We start from the raw sequence: 16,930 nt of genomic DNA on the forward strand, positions 1-16,930 counted from the left end.
TTTGTACTATATTGTACCCATTTCAATTATTCGTCAGCAATAATTTGCTTTTTCATTTTTCACCAGAAAAAGGAAAATCTCATCTTTATTTCCTACCACCCACGAGGGTTGCCCCTATCATATTTCTGTCTGAATTAGATTTCCAAAATTTCTCTCATTTTGAAATATTCCATATACATATGCAGAACTTTCCAGATATAATCCAGTCTCAATATCCATAAGCTTGTCAAACGTCTGCGAATTATAGAAAATCTGCATTGCCTGGTCATACTCAATCCTGAAATCCTGAACAATATATTCTATGATATCCTGAATATTATATTCTATTAACTGTTCCTGTCTCGTCATTGTAACACACCAACTTTCTTTAAAAGACTAACTGCTTTTTCTGTATGAAAAGAATACTGACTTGTTGTTTTCTGATAGGTCATTCCATTAAGCAAAGCCTGTAGTGAAATCAAGTTATTTTGATACTGCCGAAAAAGAATTGCCATATCATCATCCGCAATCGGCCCAACCACGATATCATATTTATAGTCAAAATTGCAATCAAGACTTTTAAAATCTATGAATGTCCTATTCCGATTATTCATCACAAACACGGCCCATTTTTCTGACGGAATTGTACCAAAATTTATTATTTTTAACTCCTTGTTTTTCATGTAATTATCATCTATCTCATACAGATTCACAATCGGATTCCCACCATAAATCCTCGAAACACGCTTTGCCATTTTCTGTGCCTGTTCCAGAAGATCTGTAGTGTAAAAACCTCTTCCAAAATCCTTATATGGACGGCATGATGCCAGATCAATTGACTGAATATCAATATTAGTTCCATGATATAACATCATAGTAACATTCCTCCATTCTTTTTACAGATCATAAGCATATCGCTAAGAGTATCCTCTAAAGAAAGTGTATGCTCTATATCATAGTTTTCCTTTAAAAACTCTATTGCTTTATGTTTAAAAAGAAATTGAAACGCCTCTTTCACTGTTAAATTGTGTTTGTTAGCAAATTCATTGACACATACTACGACATAATTTATTTGTTTCTTTTCTTCCCTCATAACATACCTCCCTCAAAAATGAGCACAGTATAATAAACGATAATTTAGAGCAACAAGCATTTGCTCTTTTTGACAAGTTCATGATTGATGCTGACAATGACGTCTGCACAGTATCTGATTACGCATATCTCAACCCCAGACGCGTATTGCCAAAGAGTCAGATTGCCCGAAGCATTGATATGAGTCAGTTATCAACAAGCGGAGCGTTTCCTTCAGGATGGGACATGAAGCCCTATAACGGCGGAATGCGTTTTGCTAATGGTGATACTCTTTTAGCACGTATTACCCCATGTCTTGAAAACGGCAAGACTGCTTTCATTGACTTTCTTGATAAAGATGAGGTTGCGTTTGGCTCGACAGAATATATTGTCCTTGCACCCAGATACGGTGTGCCCCCTGAGATGCTATACTGTCTGGCTCGTTACCCTGCATTTGTCGATTATGCAGTCAAAAACATGAATGGTAGCAGCGGAAGGCAACGTGTTTCCGCTGAAACAATAGGACAGTTCCAACTCCCTAAATTGGATGAGCAGAGTCTAGCGACATTTAGAGAAACGGTAACACCGATGTTTCTACAAATGCGTTATAACTCCTTCGAAAACACGAGGTTGGCAGAACTGCGCGATACTCTTCTACCCAAACTCATGTCCGGCGAGATTGATGTTTCCAACATCCAGCTTTAAGCCGCTAAATTATCGTTTATTGCAATATTCAAAGCTATTTTCTCATCTAATGAATATAATATATCTGCTACTTTTTTCTGTATGTCTATAGAAGGTAAGTCAATAAAAATCTTTTTTAGCTCTGCTGCTTTGATCCCTGTAACAGTAGTTCCTGAGGCTCTTGCCGCAATTCGTTCTTTAAGCACTTTATCTTGTAAAGCATACAGTAAATAATGATTATTCAAATATTCTTTTCTCGGTTCCAATATAATTACTCTTTGTGCGAAAGCAAGTTTTCCGTCTGTCTTAATTTCCGCCACTTCACCCAAAGGAGCCTCTGTTGTAAAAACAATATCCCCTTTTTGTGGAATTCCCCGACGCATCCACTCATCGTATTTATTTTCTGCGATAAATTCCTGAGGCTTCATAATCCTTCCATTTTTTATTATTTTTGCAGTAACCAATGGTACCCCGCTTTTCGTTTTTATCGGCGTTTTCCCACGATAATCAATAAAGTCACACACCTCCTGAAGCATATATGAATTATATTTCATACCCTATTGCCCCTAACTTTTCTCTTATTTTCTCCTGAAGTCTGGCAGATTCTTTAAACAGCTCCGACAATTCAGAAGTCAGTCGCTGCATCTTTACTTCAAATGGCTCACCTTCCTCTTCCTGTTCTTCTATGCCAACATATCTTCCCGGCGTTAATATATAGTCCTGTCCCTCTATTTCTTCTATTGTTGCTTCTTTACAAAAACCCTTTATATCTGCATATTCTTTTCCACCTCTCCAATTCTGATATGTATCTGCAATCTTCCTGATATCTTCTTCTGACAGTTCCCGCACTTTTCGGTCTATCATATGTCCCCATTTTCTTGCATCTATGAAAAGTACCTTATTTTTTGCATGCTCCGTCTTTCCTTTCCGCATAATCCAAAGAGATACCGGAATTCCAGTGGAATAGAACAGCTGCCCCGGCATTGCAACAATACATTCCACTACATCATCAATAATCATATTTTTTCTGATATTTCCCTCATTGGATGTATTAGAGCTCAGGGAACCATTTGCCAGTACTGTTCCACATACTCCGCCTGCCGGACTCAGGTGATGAAGCATATGCTGCAGCCATGCAAAGTTGGCATTGCCAACCGGAGGAGCCCCATATTTCCACCTTACATCATCCCGCAGGCGCTCCCCACCCCAATCTGACACATTGAAGGGCGGATTTGCCAAAATATAATTTGCTTTCAGGTTCTTATGCTGATCATCATGAAAGGAATCCGCATTGTGTTTCCCGAGATTTGCCTCCAACTGCCGGATCGCCAGATTCATTTTAGCCAGTTTCCATGTGGTTGGATTACTCTCCTGGCCAAAAATAGAAATATCCCGTACATTCCCCTGATGTTCTCTTACAAATCTGGCTGACTGGCAAAACATGCCACCGCTTCCACAAGCCGGATCGAAAATCTGTCCTTCAAAAGGCTCAATCATTTCCACCAAAGTCCTTACAATACAGGATGGTGTATAAAATTCGCCTCCCAGTTTACCTTCTGCGCTTGCAAATTTACTCAAAAAATACTCATATACACGCCCCAGAACATCTCTTTCCTGTGCCGCTGCTGACCCTACTTCTACGTTTGTGAACAAAGTCACCAGTTCACCCAAACGTGTTTTATCGAGTTCCGCTCTTGCATAATTCCTGGTCAAAACTCCTTTTAAGGAACTGTTTTCATTTTCTATCTCATCCATTGCATGATCAATTACAGTTCCTATATCCGCACTGGCAGCATGCTTTTGGATCTCTGACCATCTTGCGTCTTTTGGTACCCAGAAAATGTTGTCCGCAAGATACTCATCCCTGTCCTCTTCATCCCCGTATCCTTCTTCCCGCAGAACACGATACTTTTCTTCAAAAGAATCTGAAACATATTTCAGGAATATCAGCCCTAAAACCACATGTTTATATTCTGCCGGGTCTATATTAGAGCGCAACTTATCTGCAGCCTGCCACAACTTTTCTTCAAACCCGATGTTGGTAGTCCCTGTCATATCAGCCTCCGTTTCCCGTTCACTCCTCCTGCTGCTTCAGCACTTCCGCGATCTTCTCAATCATCTCGTCCTCCTTCAGTCGGAACTTGATTTCCACACGTCTGGAGGCCTCCATGTCCACCTGGTCGGTAGGATTGCCCTGGGCATCCTTCACATAGACAGGCTGGCTGTAAGAACGGCCGTTCACCGTGAGAATACCTCGGAGCTGTTCAATTTTTTCCTCGCTGAGGCCGTTTCGGGAATCCATACAGAACTTCGCCACGGAATAGGCTCTGTCATAGGACAGTTCCATATTCATCTCATAGCTTCCGTCCGTATCGGTATGTCCCTCAATGATGATTTCCGCTATATAGTCCCGGAAGCGGTCCTGCATCAGCACATCCAGATACATGGGGATGATTTCCCGCAGAGTCGCCTGGCTGTCGGTGGTCAGAGCCGCACTGCCGTAACGGAACAGCACATCGGAAGAAAATGTGATGGAACCTGTCTGGGCGTCCACGCTCATGGCCGAATTGTTAAAGGCTGACTGCAGAGCGCCGATGATATCTGTTCTGATACCCACAATATTTTCCAGCTCCTGCTGGGTGGCCGTCAGTTCGTTTCTGGCATTTTCGATTTCCAGATAGGCCTTGTTCAGTTCATCCTCGGTCAGCGCCGCGTTGGCATAAGCCTGCTGCAGCTCTGCCAGAGAGCTGGCCAGCTCTCTGTTGGATTCCTCTATGGCAGCACGATAATCCTCCAGGTCCTTTCTGGCATCCTCCAATTCCTGTCTGGCAATGCCCAGACTGTTCTGAGACTGTTCCAAATCCACGGTTTTCTGCTTGTAAATCGCCAGCGTAATGGCGATAATCAGCACAAATATCAGCAGCAGTGCCGCCATCATGTCCGAGTAGGACTGCCAGTAGCTGTGTTCTGCGAATGCCTCCCTGTTTTTTCTTTTATTTTTTGTCTTCATACACAGTCCTCATCTGTTGAAAAGTATACAGCTGATTGCTCACATCCTGGCTGATTTCAGCGCACACTGTCTCAAGTTTCTCTCTCTGACCTCCCAGTTCTCCCGCAAGCAGCTCCTGCCTCTCCATCATATGAGCCATCGTCTCCTGCAGACCGTGGTGAGAGTCCGTGAGCGTCTGAACCGCGTCCAGAAGTGCTTTATTGTTCTCCGCATTGGCGGCCTGGTTCTGAGCGGCCAGCTTCAGTGTAATGCCCAGCTCTTTAAATTCGGTACCCATAACTGACTGCAGCTGCTCCAGGAACGAATGCGCCATCCGCTCCAGAGTATCTGACTGCTGCTTTGCTTCTCCTTTTGCCAGCTCCAGAAGCTCCTTCATGGAATTAGCAAGGTTTGCCTGATATACCAGCATGGCCGCGGTATTCTCATCTCCCGAGGCCGGTGCGGGCGGCATGGCACACTCCCTGAAAACACGCAGAAAATGTTCCAGCTTCCCATAGGCATCCGCCATGATACTTCGATAGACAAAATTAAAGATCAGGGAAAAAATAATACCATACACCGAAGTGTGAAAAGCCACCTTCATTCCTGACAGCAGCGGCCCCACATTGTCTGAAATGGTATATATATCCTCCCCATTAAAGGATCCCAGCCCCAGAGACAGCCCGATAAAGGTTCCCAGGATTCCCAGTCCCGTCATAGTCCCGGAAATGGCAGAATTGAAATGACTGCTGCCCACTCTCTCCAGAAGTTCTTCGTTAATATAATCCTCGATATCACAGTTTCCCGCGTATTGTTTTCTCTTCTTCCCGTTTCCGACTCTCGCCAGAAACTGCCCAAATGCACTCTTTAGATTCCTGTCCTCAAAAAAGGTTTTATCCTCCGCCAACGCGGTCCAGATATTTCGGTTTCCCGCCTTTTTATACTCTTCCCGCAAATCATCCGCGGCATCCTCCAGCTCATCCGTAAGCCGGTTCAGACGCATGAAGCTTGCCGCCGACATCACAAACAATATGCCGATAATCCCCAGGAAAGCCCCGTTGATTATCAGGTTGCTGCGGGATGTGACTTCTCCTGTGAACACACCGTTGATATACATGATAAATGCAACCATAACGGCATAGACAATAAATAATCCATAATATAATCTGCTTTTCATTGGTTCCTCTCATTCTCAACAGACTAAGACTTTCTCCGGGCCGGAACTTCACAGCGCAAAGCTCCTCCCCGGAAAAAGTCCGCCGGTCATTACTGCTTTTCAACAATAAATTTCACAAATCTTCCATTGTCATGAATAACGCTTCACTGAAATCAGAACCGCTATACATTCCATTCTTACCTTACTTTACCTCAACACCTGTCACCTCATATCCGGCCCCGGTCACTGCCGCGGTCAGTGTCTCATCAGCGACCTCCCCATTCAGTTCCACCTCGGCGGTTTTAGTTTCCAGGCTCATGGTCACGGCGCCTACACCTTCCACAGCTTCCAGAGCCTTCTGTACTCTCCCTGTGCAGTGTCCGCACATCATTCCTTCAATTGTGATTATTTTCTTCATAGTTTCCTTCCTTTCCGCATGCATTGTCATGCTGTCTGTCTTCTCCCCGTCGGCTTCGCCCTGCCCGGACTGAAATCCGCTTCTGAATCCTTTCAGCCGCAGGGCATTGCCCACCACGAACACGCTGCTCAGGCTCATGGCCGCAGCGCCGAACATGGGATTCAGCTTGATTCCAAATATAGGATACCACACTCCGGCCGCCAGGGGAATACCTATCACGTTATAAAAAAAGGCCCAGAACAGATTTTGCCTGATATTCCGGATAACCGCTCTGCTCAGGCGGACTGCGGTGACAGCATCCCGCAAATCGCTTTTCATCAATATAATGTCCGCACTCTCCATGGCCACATCCGTTCCCGCGCCGATGGCCATCCCCACATCGGCTGCCGCCAGCGCAGGCGCATCGTTGATGCCGTCGCCGATCATAGCCACTTTATGTCCTTTTTCCCGCAGCTGTCGTATCTTCTTCTCCTTATCCTGCGGAAGCACTTCCGCCACCACTTCTTCAATGTCCAGTCGTTTGCGCACCGCCTCTGCCGTCCGCCTGTTGTCCCCTGTGAGCATCACCACATGAATCCCCATCTCCTTAAATCTGCGGATAGCTTCCCGGGAACTGGATTTCACTTCGTCTGCTACGCCGATAATCCCCAGAAACCTTCCCTTTTCTGCTGCCAGGAGAGGCGTCATTCCCTCGTCCGCAAGAGCGGCAATTTTCTGTAGTGCCACTTTGTCCAGAACAATTCCAATGCTCTCCAGATAGGCCTGGTTCCCCACAAAATACCGCTTTCCGGCCTTCACCCCCGCTTCCTCCGGAATCATACGCCGGGGCGGAATATCCTCTGTCAATACGCCTTCCACGCCTCTGCCGAACACAGCTGTGAATTCTCTGATTTCCGGTATGGACAGATTCAGAGACTTCGCATGTTCCACTACTGCTTCAGCCAGAGGATGTTCGCTTTTTTTCTCCAGAGCTGCCGCGATCTGTATCAGCGTCTCCGCGGACATATCCTCCACACAGACATCCACCTGCATGCATTTCAGTCTGCCTGCAGTGATGGTGCCCGTCTTATCCATGACAACTGTATCCGTCTCTCTGGCCTGCTGCAGGGCCTCGCCGGATTTGATGAGAATGCCATGCCCGGCTCCCACACCTGTTCCCACCATAATCGCCACCGGCGTGGCCAGCCCCAGGGCACAGGGACAGGAAATCACCAGTACTGCAATTGCCGTGGAAATGGCAAATTCCCCGCCGGCTCCCGCCAGAAGCCAGGCAGCCAGGGTCACCAGCGCGATACAGATGACCACAGGGACGAAGACACCCGCCACTTTATCCGCCAGCTGGGCAATGGGCGCCTTGCTGGCACTGGCCTCCTCCACCAGCCGAATGATCTGCGACAAGGTGGTATCCTCTCCCACTCTGTCCGCTCTGCATTTTAAAAATCCGGCCTTGTTCACAGTAGCAGACACCACACGGTCGCCCTCCTGCTTCTCCACCGGCACACTCTCCCCGGTTATGGCCGCCTCATCCACGCTGGAACTTCCTTCCAGCACAGTGCCGTCCACGGGAACCAGACTTCCCGGCTTCACAAGGAAAATGTCTCCCGCCCGCAGCTCTTCCGTGGGAATCTCCATCTCTGTTCCGTCCTCAGTGAGCAGAATCGCCGTCCGGGGTGACAAATCCATCAGTTTGGTAATGGCTTCGCCTGTCTTCCCCTTTGAACGGCTCTCCAGGTACTTTCCCACCGTGACCAGAGTCAGTATCATACCCGCGGATTCAAAGTACAAATCCTGGGAGTACTGTTCCACCAGAGCCATATCTCCATGTCCCAGTCCATAGCTGATCCGATACAGGGCAAAAATACCGTAAACAATGGCAGCGGAAGCTCCCAGAGCAATCAGACTGTCCATATTGGGGCTGAAATGTCCCAGTGTCCTGAATCCCACGGTGAAAAATTTCCGGTTCATATAGACAATTGGCAGCAGCAGCAACAGCTGTGTCATGGCAAAGGTGACGGCATTCTCACCCCCATGCAGATATCTGTGTACAAATCCGGGAATGGGCAGTCCGAACCATTCATTATACATATGATACATGGCCACATACATCAGCGGCAGCAAAAAGGCAACAGAAATACCCAGCCGCCATTTCATGGCTCTCCCCTCTTCCTCCGCCTTCTTCTGCAGGCTGTTCCGACCGCCGGTACGTCCCGGCCGCTTTCCGCTTTCCTTTCCTGCTTCCGGTAAATTACTCAAGTCACAGGCCCCGTCCCTGCAGGAGGAACCTGCAGGCTCCCGGCGCCTTACGCTTTCTCCGGACCTGTGCGGGGAACCACCGACAATCCGTTCTGCCCCGTATCCCGCTCTCTCCACCGCCGCAGCAATGTCCTGTCCCTCAAGCATCTTCTCGTCGTAGCTGACTTCCATAGTCTCTGTCAGCAGATTCACTGATGCCTTCTCCACGCCTGTCAGTTTGTTCACCGCCTTCTCCACATGGGAGGAACACGCTGAACAGGTCATACCAGATATATGAAAACGCTCCTTCATCACACTCTCCTTTTTCCTCAAAAATTCCGTTCTTCTCCACACCCCTGCGGAAATCCACACTTTCCATCCGTTACTTCAGTTTCTTCATCAGCGCAACTGCCTCCCCCACCACGGCCAGATTTCCTTTCCCGATTTCCTCCACCACACAGCTCTCCATATGTTCCTGCAGAATCAGATAACCGAAAGACTGCAGCGCACTTTCCGCCGCTGCCAGCTGCGTAAGAATATCTCCGCAATAACGATTTTCTTCCAGCATCTTCCCGATCCCATTCAGCTGACCTGTAATGCGGTTCAGCCGATTTTTCAACAGCTTCAGCTCTTTTTCCGTTCTGGGTGTGGCCTTCCGATGACAGCCACAGCAATTTTCCCCGCCATCTGGTATGTTACAGTCATTTTTTGTAGTATTCCCTTCCGTCATTTTTCTATCCTTTCCATGTCTTTCCGCCAAACTGGAAGACATTTTGCCCTTTTCTGTAACGCAAATACCCTGTAGGGGTATCTGTATTACAACTACAGAATATACCCCCACAGGGTATTTGTCAAGTGTTCTCACAATTATTTTCACGACAGATTTCAAAAATATTCAGAAACTTTTGTCCGGCAGGCACACAACCCTTCCCTGCCGCAGAGATTCTCCCACGGCAATCAGCCGCTGATTATCCGACCCGCGAAAAGCCAGTCTCAGGTTCTTTCGTTCTTCCACAAACTCTCCGTCCACAAGCACGTCAATACAGTCCAGCAACTCCCGGACAGTTCCATCCTCCGCAGATTCCGTTCCTCCCCAGGAGCCTCCTCCCGCCCAGACCAGCAGATCCTTCTCATAATCATACCCTGTATAGCACCAGATATCCTTGCCGGGATACTGCTTCCGCACCGCTTTCAGCAAGGCCAGCACCGTCTCTCTGTTCTCCGGTTCCATGGGTTCCCCGCCCAGAATGCTCAGCCCTCTGATATAGTCCGGTGCAAGGGCCTGCAGGATTTCCGCCTCCGTCTCCCGGCTGTAGTCTCTGCCATAGTTGAAGTCCCAGGCCTCGCTGTTAAAGCACCCTTTACACTTGTGAGTACAGCCGCTGACGAAAAGGGATACCCGGATGCCCGGTCCGTTGGCCACATCTGTCTTTTTGATACTCGCATACTTCATAGATGCAGCACCCTGGATTTGATTTCCTTTGTCTTGCCGGTGTTCCAGAAATTTTCTCCCAGATAGCCGCACGTGCGCCTGGTCACATTCATTTTGGAATGGTTCTTATTGTGGCACTGGGGGCATTCCCACTCATTATCCTCATTGATCAGAATCTCCCCGTCATAACCGCACACATGGCAGTAATCTGATTTCGTGTTGAACTCACCGTACTGAATATTGTCGTAGATGAAACGTATCAGTTCTTCCACTGCCTCCACATTGTTCAGCAGGCTGGGAATCTCCACATAGGAAATGGCACCTCCCAGGGATTTATTCTGGAACTCACTCTCAAAGGTAAATTTCGTAAATGCATCTATGGGTTCCCGTACATCCACGTGGTAGGAATTGGTATAATATCCCTTGTCCGTCACATTGGGAATGTCTCCGTATTTTTCTCTGTCTATCCTTGCAAAGCGGTAGCACAGCGTCTCCGCCGGGGTGCCGTACAGGCTGAACCCGATTCCGGTCTCCTGCCGCCATCTGGCCGCTGCCTCCTTCAGGTGATCCATCACTCTCAGCGCAAATTCCTTCCCCTTAGGCTCCGTATGGCTGCATCCTTTCATCAGCCAGGTCAGCTCATACAGGCCGATATACCCCAGAGACATGGTGGAATAGCCGTTCTTCAGCAGTCTGTCTATTTTTTCTCCCTTTTTCAGCCGGGCAATGGCGCCGTACTGCCAGTGAATGGGACTGACATCGGAAAGCGTCCCCAGCAGGGCCTTATGTCTGCACATCAATGCCTCCCGGCATAAGTCCAGGCGCTCGTCCAGTCTCCGCCAGAAAAGCTCCTCGTTTCCCTCCGACACAATGCCGATCTGCGGCAGATTCAGGCTGACCACCCCCTGATTAAAGCGGCCCTCCCACTTATAATTCCCCGCTTCATCCTTCCAGGGGGAGAGAAAGGAGCGGCAGCCCATACAGGAGAATACATTTCCCTCATAATTCTCCCGCATCTTCTTCGCGGAGATATAGTCAGGATACATTCTTTTTGCAGAACATTTCGCAGCCAGCCGGGTCACATAATCATACTTTCCGCCCTTCAGACAATTGTTCTCGTCCAGCACATACACCAGCTTCGGGAATGCAGGTGTCACATATATCCCCTTCTCATTCTTCGTCCCCTGAATGCGCTGATTCAAGATCTCCACGATAATGCGCACCGTCTCTTCCACATACGCGTCCTCATCGTCTATGTGAAGGAACAGTGTCACAAAGGGAGACTGCCCGTTGGTGGTCATCAGCGTATTAATCTGGTACTGTATGGTCTGTACACCTGAACGCAGCTCATCCTGCAGGCGCAGCTCCACAATTCGATTCTTCATTTCCTCATCCAGAGATGTGCCGAATTCCTCCTCCAGCTGAGCCTGGAACTTTTCTCTGCTCCTGCGCAGGTATTTGCCCAGATGCTTCACGTTCACGGACTGGCCGCCGTACTGATTGCTTGCCACCGCCGCGATAATCTGTGTGGTCACCGTACAGGCCACCTGAAAACTTTTGGGAGACTCAATCATTTTCCCGTTGATGGAGGTACCGTTATCCAGCATGTCCTTAATATTAATCAGACAGCAGTTGAAAATGGGCTGAATGAAATAATCCGCATCATGAAAATGGAACACACCGTTGTCATGGGCCAGAGAAAGGTGCTCCGGAAGCAGCATGCGCCTGGTCACATCCCGGGATACCTCCCCTGCAATATAATCCCGCTGGGTGGAGGCAAGACGGGTATTCTTGTTGGAATTTTCTTCTGCCAGCTCTTTGTTCTCATTGCGTATCAGTTTCAAAATAGACTCATCCGTGGTATTGGATTTGCGCATCAGGCTTCTCTGATAACGATATACAATATATTTTTTGGCGAGGACATACTTGTTGTTCTGCACCAGATGCTGCTCGATGATATCCTGCACATGCTCCACAGCCTGCAGGTCCTTCCCTTCCTCTTTCACAGCTTCCAGAATTTCCTCCACCAGAGGATTTCCGGCCCTGTCCTTTTCTTCCACTTCGTTATTCGCCTTCTGGATGGCGGAGACAATCTTCTCCTCCTCATAGGCCACCACACGCCCGTCCCGTTTCTGAATTCTCATATAAAATCATACCTTTCTGCAACAGCATTTCAGACGCGGACCTGCCCATATAAAAGAGCCGCTCCGCAGAAATCTACGGAGACGGCCCTTTCAATATCTTGTGTCTGTTATGGTCTTCGCATCTATATCTTGTTCTCCATTATAACGGAGCGCAAAATAAAATGCAAGAAGATTTTCCTATTCGTTATCTTTTACACTTCTGGACGACAGCGGTCAGTTCCTCCCATCTGTTTTCCATATCTTCCACCAGCTTAAACTGCGTTCTGGCCCGGTCCAGATTATGTCCTTCCCTGTGAATTTTAAAATAATTGTCTCCTTCCAGATAATCCGCCAGGAACCGCATCCCGCATTCCAGCGTCATCAGCCTGGCTCCCATGGGCAGCATTGCAATCTCTTCTTCCGTGAGACTGCCTCCGCAGCCTTCCAGATACCCTCTTGTGAAAGCTTCAAATAATTCCAGATCCAGCCTCACTTTATCCAGGTCCCGCTCATCCTCCGCCCCGGTGCTGGCCCCAAAGCGAATGGAATCCCCGAAATCATAGAGAGAAAGTCCGGGCATCACGGTATCCAGATCAATGACACAAAGCACCTTTCCTGTCTCCCGGTCAAAGAGCACATTGTTCAGCTTGGTGTCATTGTGTGTCACTCTCAGAGGAAGCTTTCCCTCCCCCAGCAGGTCTGTCAGCACTGACACATCCTTTTCCCGGGAGAGAACGAACTGGATTTCCTTTTCTATGCCGGCGGCCCGTCCCAGCCGGTCCTCCTGTACAGCCTTCCGGAAATTCCGGAAACGCACAGGCGTATTATGGAAGTCAGGAATGGTCTCCCACAGCTTCTCCACGGGAAAATCAGAAAGCATTCTCTGAAACTGTCCGAAGGCCACGCCGCTGTCATGGAAATTCTTCGTGTTTTCCACTTTCTCCAGGCACAGAGTTCCCTCCACATACAGATACATTCTCCAGTAATCGTGATTCTCATCCTCATAGAAGGAAGCGCCATCCAAAGTCCGAATCACATTCAGTGTCTCCCTGTCCGGATCTCCGCCCTGTGCGGTGATTACATCTCTCAGGTATTCTGTGACACACACCACATTTTCCATAAGCTGCTTCGGCCTGCGGAATACATTCTGATTCATCCGCTGGAGAATATACCGCTTTTCTCTTCCCTGTTCTGTACCGAAGGTAAGCAAATGCGTGTCATTGATGTGCCCGTTCCCGTAAGGCTGATTGTCCAGCAGCTTCCCCTCCACGGCAAACTGTCTGATCACTTCTTCTGTTCCGCTCTGTTCCAAATATTCCGTACTCATTCTCTCTCCTCAACATCCAGCCATACAATTTCCATGGGCGCCATGTCAAGATGCGCTCTGATTTCTCCCTGTACATAGAGATCTGTCTGTCTGGGTTCTCTGGAATTGTTTATCACTGCGATTTTACCGGTCTCTTCAAACACCGTAATCTCCGTATCCACATTGGATACATAGAACTTCCGCATCTCCGCTTCCTGATGGGCCGCATAGTAGATTGCCCGCAGCAGAAGCCGGCAGTTCTGGGGCGAATAGGGAAGTCCCGCAAAGTATACGCTCCTGCCCTCTCCGTACTGATTCACCACCAGACGGCTGTACTTTCCGTCCATATTCAGGATCTGATAATTCTCTCCCTGGGCATAGATACGGCTCTTTCCTTCTCCGAAATCAATCTCTCCCTCAATATCCTCCAGAATGAAATGACTGCTGTCCATCTCATTATACTTATCAGTACTCATGGAGAAGCCAAGCTCTCTGTCCACTCCCAGCACATCGCTGAGCTGGAAATACCGTCCCTGATACTGACAGGCGCTGGGCTCACCCACTCCGATGAAGCCGCCACCCTGGTCCACGAATCTGCGGATGGCACAGACAATGGTTTCATCCATCCAGTTTTCCGCGCCGCTCCAGGAAGTTCCCACATCGCCCGCGTTGATAATGACCCTGATGTCCGGGTCAATGCCCTCTCTCACCTGGTCAAAGGTAATAAATTCCACATCAAATGGCATTCCGCTCAGACACTCGATCACGCCCACATAGGAATAAATCTCTCTGTACCAGAGCGCATGATGTACCTGATTGGCCATCCATCTTCTCAGATTTCCCCAGCAGTTGAGAATTCCCACCTTGAAAGGCGCCGTGTAGGCCTTCGTCCCCTGCATATTGGCATGGATCTGCCGGAATTCATCCACCACACGTTTTATCTGGTCAATAAAGCCCGGCCACTCGTTGGCCAGCTTCAGATATCCGCCGTATCCGATCCTGTCCAGGGGGGAGCGCAGAATGGCTCTCCTTGCTTTCAGCCAGTTCTCCTGGGCTTCCCCTATGGGGTCGCCTCCCTCTGTAAACACATCCGGGAAAAAGTATGGAAGAAGTCTTCCTTCCGTATACTTCACACCCTTAATATCCGAAATCATGCGGAGTGTGACACCGTCTCCCACAGACCCCACAACGGCGTCCAGTCCGATATTCGCGAAATATTTTCCGAAGGGCTCCGTCCCGATCCAGTGGTCTCCCAGAAACATCATGGCTTCCTTGCCATATTCATGTACAATATCCACCAGCTCTTTCGCCAGGGAGCTGACTTCTCTCTGCTGGAATTCAATGAAATCCCTAAACTCTCTGGAAGGCACGCGGAAAATGGAATTGTGATATCCCTGATCCACAATATATTCCGGCCGGAATTTATAACCCGCCCATTTTTCAAACTGTTCCAGAATATAAGGACTGACACTGGCACTGTATCCGAACCACTCTACAAATTTCTCTCTCTTTTTATCATCGAATGTCAAAGTAAACTGGTGGAAAAAGGTAGTAAAACGCACCACATTCACATCCGGGTTCTCCTGACACCATCTCTTAAGCTTATTTTTCACATACTCTCTGGTCTTCGGCTGACGTACATCATAGGTCAGCTGATGAGGCGCATCTTTCCAGTCGTTTGTGATAAAGTTATACATATGTACCGGGTCCCAGATCAGAAAAGCCAGAAAGCTTACGGTGTACTGATGATAGGGAATGCTCTCAATGACCACCTCGCCGGTCTCTTCGTCATATTCCCATTGTTCCGTGGGAACCGGCTCACCGGTGGTCCTGTCCATTACCTCCCACCATCTCTTGGGAGAATCCAGCGTATTCACCTTCAGCTGTTCCCGGTGGAATCCTTTCATCAGTTCAATGCGCAGACTCTTTCCTCTGGCCGTCACCCGGTCACTGATCAGATACTCCTGCTGTATCTCCTCCGGGTGGCTCTCCGCCCACTCATTATCCTTTCGGGTGGTATAATAAGTCGCATATATTTTGGCACCGGACTGCAGAAGCGCATCCGGCATGGCTGTTCCGTCGCAATCCCGCAGCGCATCCGCCCCCAGCAGCTCCTGCAGACGCATGGTTTCTTCCACCATGTCCACATCCGTAGGCAGCGTCAGTCTGCCCTTCTTCTCCATATTCATCATCCTGTCTCCGTCCTCTCCGGAAACAGTCCGGCCGAACTGTTCCCTCTTATTCTATCATCTAAATTTGCGATTGTACAGATAAAGAAGAACCAATATTCCCGCCAGCCCCACAAGCATTACCAGCAGTCCCACCGGTCCTATGTTGCGCTGTCCAAAGGCAATCAGCGCCATACTTACCAGAAAAATCACCGTGTATAAAATCCCGCTTATCCATTTCATATTTTGTCCTCCTAATAAAGTCGCTGCGCGACGGCACAAATTGCCGCATACGGCAATTAAGAGTAAAGTCTCTTTATGCGCGTGCCCTTCGCACATTACGCACACCTCAGGAGAGAAATTTTCATTCGAAAGGACTCTCATGAAAATTCCTCTCCTGCGTCTTTGCGACTTTACTTTCTATATTGAGTTCCGCAGCAGCCCGTTCAGTACCTATCTTGGGCTGCGCTGATATAGTCGCTGCCTTTTATCCCTTCAGGCCGCCCAGGCTCATGCCCTGTGTCAGCTTCTTCTGCACCATGATGTAAAGAATCAATGTGGGCAGCATGACAATCACGAGACCGGCATACAGCTGTCCGTAATTTGCCGCCGCTTTCTGGGCCTGCATCAGCTGCATCAGGCCCACGGGAAGGGTCTTCGCATCCTTCGTCAGCAATGTCATGGAAATGATATACTCATTCCAGAAGGACAGGAAATTAAACAGAATCACCGTAATGATACTGGGCAGGGCCATGGGCATCATGATATGGACCATGGTCCGGAAGTACCCGCTTCCGTCCACATAAGCCGCCTCCTCATAATCTCTGGGTATGGTGGCGAAAAATCCTGAAAGCAGATAAATGGTAAAAGGCAGGGCCGTGGAGGCATAGACCAGCGCCACAACGAACAGATTGTTCAGGAAAAACCCGCCTGCCCCCATTGTCTTCAGAAATTTATCCGCATCCACAAACATCAGAAAAATAGGTACGACAATATAGTTGACGTTGATAAAAAGGCCTCCCATAAACATGGTATTGATCAGTCTGCTTCCCCGGAAGCGATACCTGGCCAGCACATAGGCCGCAGGCAATGCCACTACCAGCAGCAGAATAAGCGCCAGGGCCGTCACCAGCACGGAATTCAGAAAATATTCACCCATTTTCGCCTTCTGAAAGGCGTCCACAAAGTTCTGGAAGTAAAAGCCTTTGGGCATGGTCCAGGGGTTCCCGTAAAATTCGGAATTCTCCTTTATGGATGCCAGGAATACCCAGCCTACCGGCACAACAATGCTGACAGCCAGAGTGAGCAGGGCCACATAGATAAAAATCCTGTATAACGTCTCTAAGCTCATTTCTTTTTTCTTTTTCATTTA

At 48.5% G+C, this 16,930-nt stretch carries 16 protein-coding genes; 1 reads left to right on the forward strand and 15 read right to left on the reverse strand.

The window, feature by feature from the left end:
• Positions 1–117: 117 nt before the first annotated feature.
• The 3 genes from NSB25_RS03935 to NSB25_RS03945 are packed head-to-tail and all read right to left on the reverse strand — an operon-like array spanning position 118 to position 1,072.
• Positions 118–348 carry a hypothetical protein gene (locus NSB25_RS03935; RefSeq protein ID WP_103238117.1) on the reverse strand — a complete coding sequence of 77 codons (231 nt, stop codon included), beginning with the start codon at positions 346–348 and terminating at the stop codon, positions 118–120.
• Positions 345–854 (reverse strand): DUF3990 domain-containing protein, encoded by a 510-nt coding sequence (locus NSB25_RS03940; RefSeq protein ID WP_103238116.1) that lies wholly within the window; start codon positions 852–854, stop codon positions 345–347. The genes NSB25_RS03935 and NSB25_RS03940 overlap by 4 nt, the downstream gene beginning before the upstream one ends.
• Entirely contained in the window at positions 851–1,072 is a 222-nt protein-coding gene (locus tag NSB25_RS03945; RefSeq protein ID WP_103238115.1) for a DUF3791 domain-containing protein, read from the reverse strand. The genes NSB25_RS03940 and NSB25_RS03945 overlap by 4 nt, the downstream gene beginning before the upstream one ends.
• Positions 1,073–1,296: 224 nt before the next feature.
• Here NSB25_RS03945 and NSB25_RS03950 point away from each other — a divergent pair, with 224 nt between their 5' ends.
• Positions 1,297–1,755, forward strand: a complete 459-nt coding sequence (locus tag NSB25_RS03950) for a restriction endonuclease subunit S (RefSeq protein ID WP_103238114.1) — start codon at positions 1,297–1,299, stop codon at positions 1,753–1,755.
• On the opposite strand, the gene NSB25_RS03955 is transcribed toward NSB25_RS03950, so the two are convergent.
• From NSB25_RS03955 to NSB25_RS04010, 12 genes are all read right to left on the reverse strand, one after another.
• On the reverse strand, positions 1,752–2,288 hold the full coding sequence (locus NSB25_RS03955; RefSeq protein ID WP_103238113.1) for a restriction endonuclease subunit S: 537 nt from the start codon (positions 2,286–2,288) through the stop codon (positions 1,752–1,754). The two genes, NSB25_RS03950 and NSB25_RS03955, sit on opposite strands and share 4 nt — an antisense overlap.
• Positions 2,278–3,789, reverse strand: coding sequence for a type I restriction-modification system subunit M (locus NSB25_RS03960; protein WP_103238112.1), 1,512 nt, complete (start codon positions 3,787–3,789; stop codon positions 2,278–2,280). Before NSB25_RS03960 ends, NSB25_RS03955 begins: the two co-directional genes overlap by 11 nt.
• A gap of 19 nt (positions 3,790–3,808) precedes the next feature.
• Complete coding sequence (locus tag NSB25_RS03965) at positions 3,809–4,744, reverse strand: OmpA family protein (RefSeq protein WP_103238111.1); 936 nt, start codon at positions 4,742–4,744, stop codon at positions 3,809–3,811.
• A complete protein-coding gene (locus NSB25_RS03970; protein WP_103238110.1) occupies positions 4,728–5,900 on the reverse strand; it encodes a MotA/TolQ/ExbB proton channel family protein in 1,173 nt (390 codons plus the stop codon). The genes NSB25_RS03965 and NSB25_RS03970 overlap by 17 nt, the downstream gene beginning before the upstream one ends.
• 181 nt (positions 5,901–6,081) lie before the next feature.
• Positions 6,082–8,841: a heavy metal translocating P-type ATPase gene (locus NSB25_RS03975; RefSeq protein ID WP_103238241.1), complete on the reverse strand. Its 2,760-nt coding sequence runs from the start codon at positions 8,839–8,841 to the stop codon at positions 6,082–6,084.
• A 70-nt stretch (positions 8,842–8,911) separates the two neighbouring features.
• Positions 8,912–9,259 (reverse strand): metal-sensing transcriptional repressor, encoded by a 348-nt coding sequence (locus NSB25_RS03980; protein WP_103238240.1) that lies wholly within the window; start codon positions 9,257–9,259, stop codon positions 8,912–8,914.
• A gap of 165 nt (positions 9,260–9,424) precedes the next feature.
• Complete coding sequence (nrdG, locus tag NSB25_RS03985; protein ID WP_103238109.1) at positions 9,425–9,982, reverse strand: anaerobic ribonucleoside-triphosphate reductase activating protein; 558 nt, start codon at positions 9,980–9,982, stop codon at positions 9,425–9,427.
• Positions 9,979–12,105 (reverse strand): anaerobic ribonucleoside-triphosphate reductase, encoded by a 2,127-nt coding sequence (nrdD, locus tag NSB25_RS03990; protein WP_103238108.1) that lies wholly within the window; start codon positions 12,103–12,105, stop codon positions 9,979–9,981. Before nrdD ends, nrdG begins: the two co-directional genes overlap by 4 nt.
• A gap of 184 nt (positions 12,106–12,289) precedes the next feature.
• Positions 12,290–13,411, reverse strand: a complete 1,122-nt coding sequence (locus tag NSB25_RS03995) for a phosphotransferase enzyme family protein (protein WP_103238107.1) — start codon at positions 13,409–13,411, stop codon at positions 12,290–12,292.
• The gene (gene gnpA, locus NSB25_RS04000; protein ID WP_416385564.1) at positions 13,408–15,579 is read right to left on the reverse strand and encodes a 1,3-beta-galactosyl-N-acetylhexosamine phosphorylase; all 2,172 of its coding nucleotides are present in this window, start codon (positions 15,577–15,579) and stop codon (positions 13,408–13,410) included. Before gnpA ends, NSB25_RS03995 begins: the two co-directional genes overlap by 4 nt.
• A 57-nt stretch (positions 15,580–15,636) precedes the next feature.
• Positions 15,637–15,801, reverse strand: a complete 165-nt coding sequence (locus NSB25_RS04005) for a DUF6903 family protein (protein ID WP_172454939.1) — start codon at positions 15,799–15,801, stop codon at positions 15,637–15,639.
• Between the two features lie 244 nt (positions 15,802–16,045).
• Positions 16,046–16,927 carry a carbohydrate ABC transporter permease gene (locus NSB25_RS04010; protein WP_103238106.1) on the reverse strand — a complete coding sequence of 294 codons (882 nt, stop codon included), beginning with the start codon at positions 16,925–16,927 and terminating at the stop codon, positions 16,046–16,048.
• Between the last annotated feature and the right edge of the window lie 3 nt (positions 16,928–16,930).

Origin of the sequence: Acetatifactor muris (assembly GCF_024623325.1) — a bacterium.
Lineage (GTDB): Bacteria > Bacillota > Clostridia > Lachnospirales > Lachnospiraceae > Acetatifactor > Acetatifactor muris.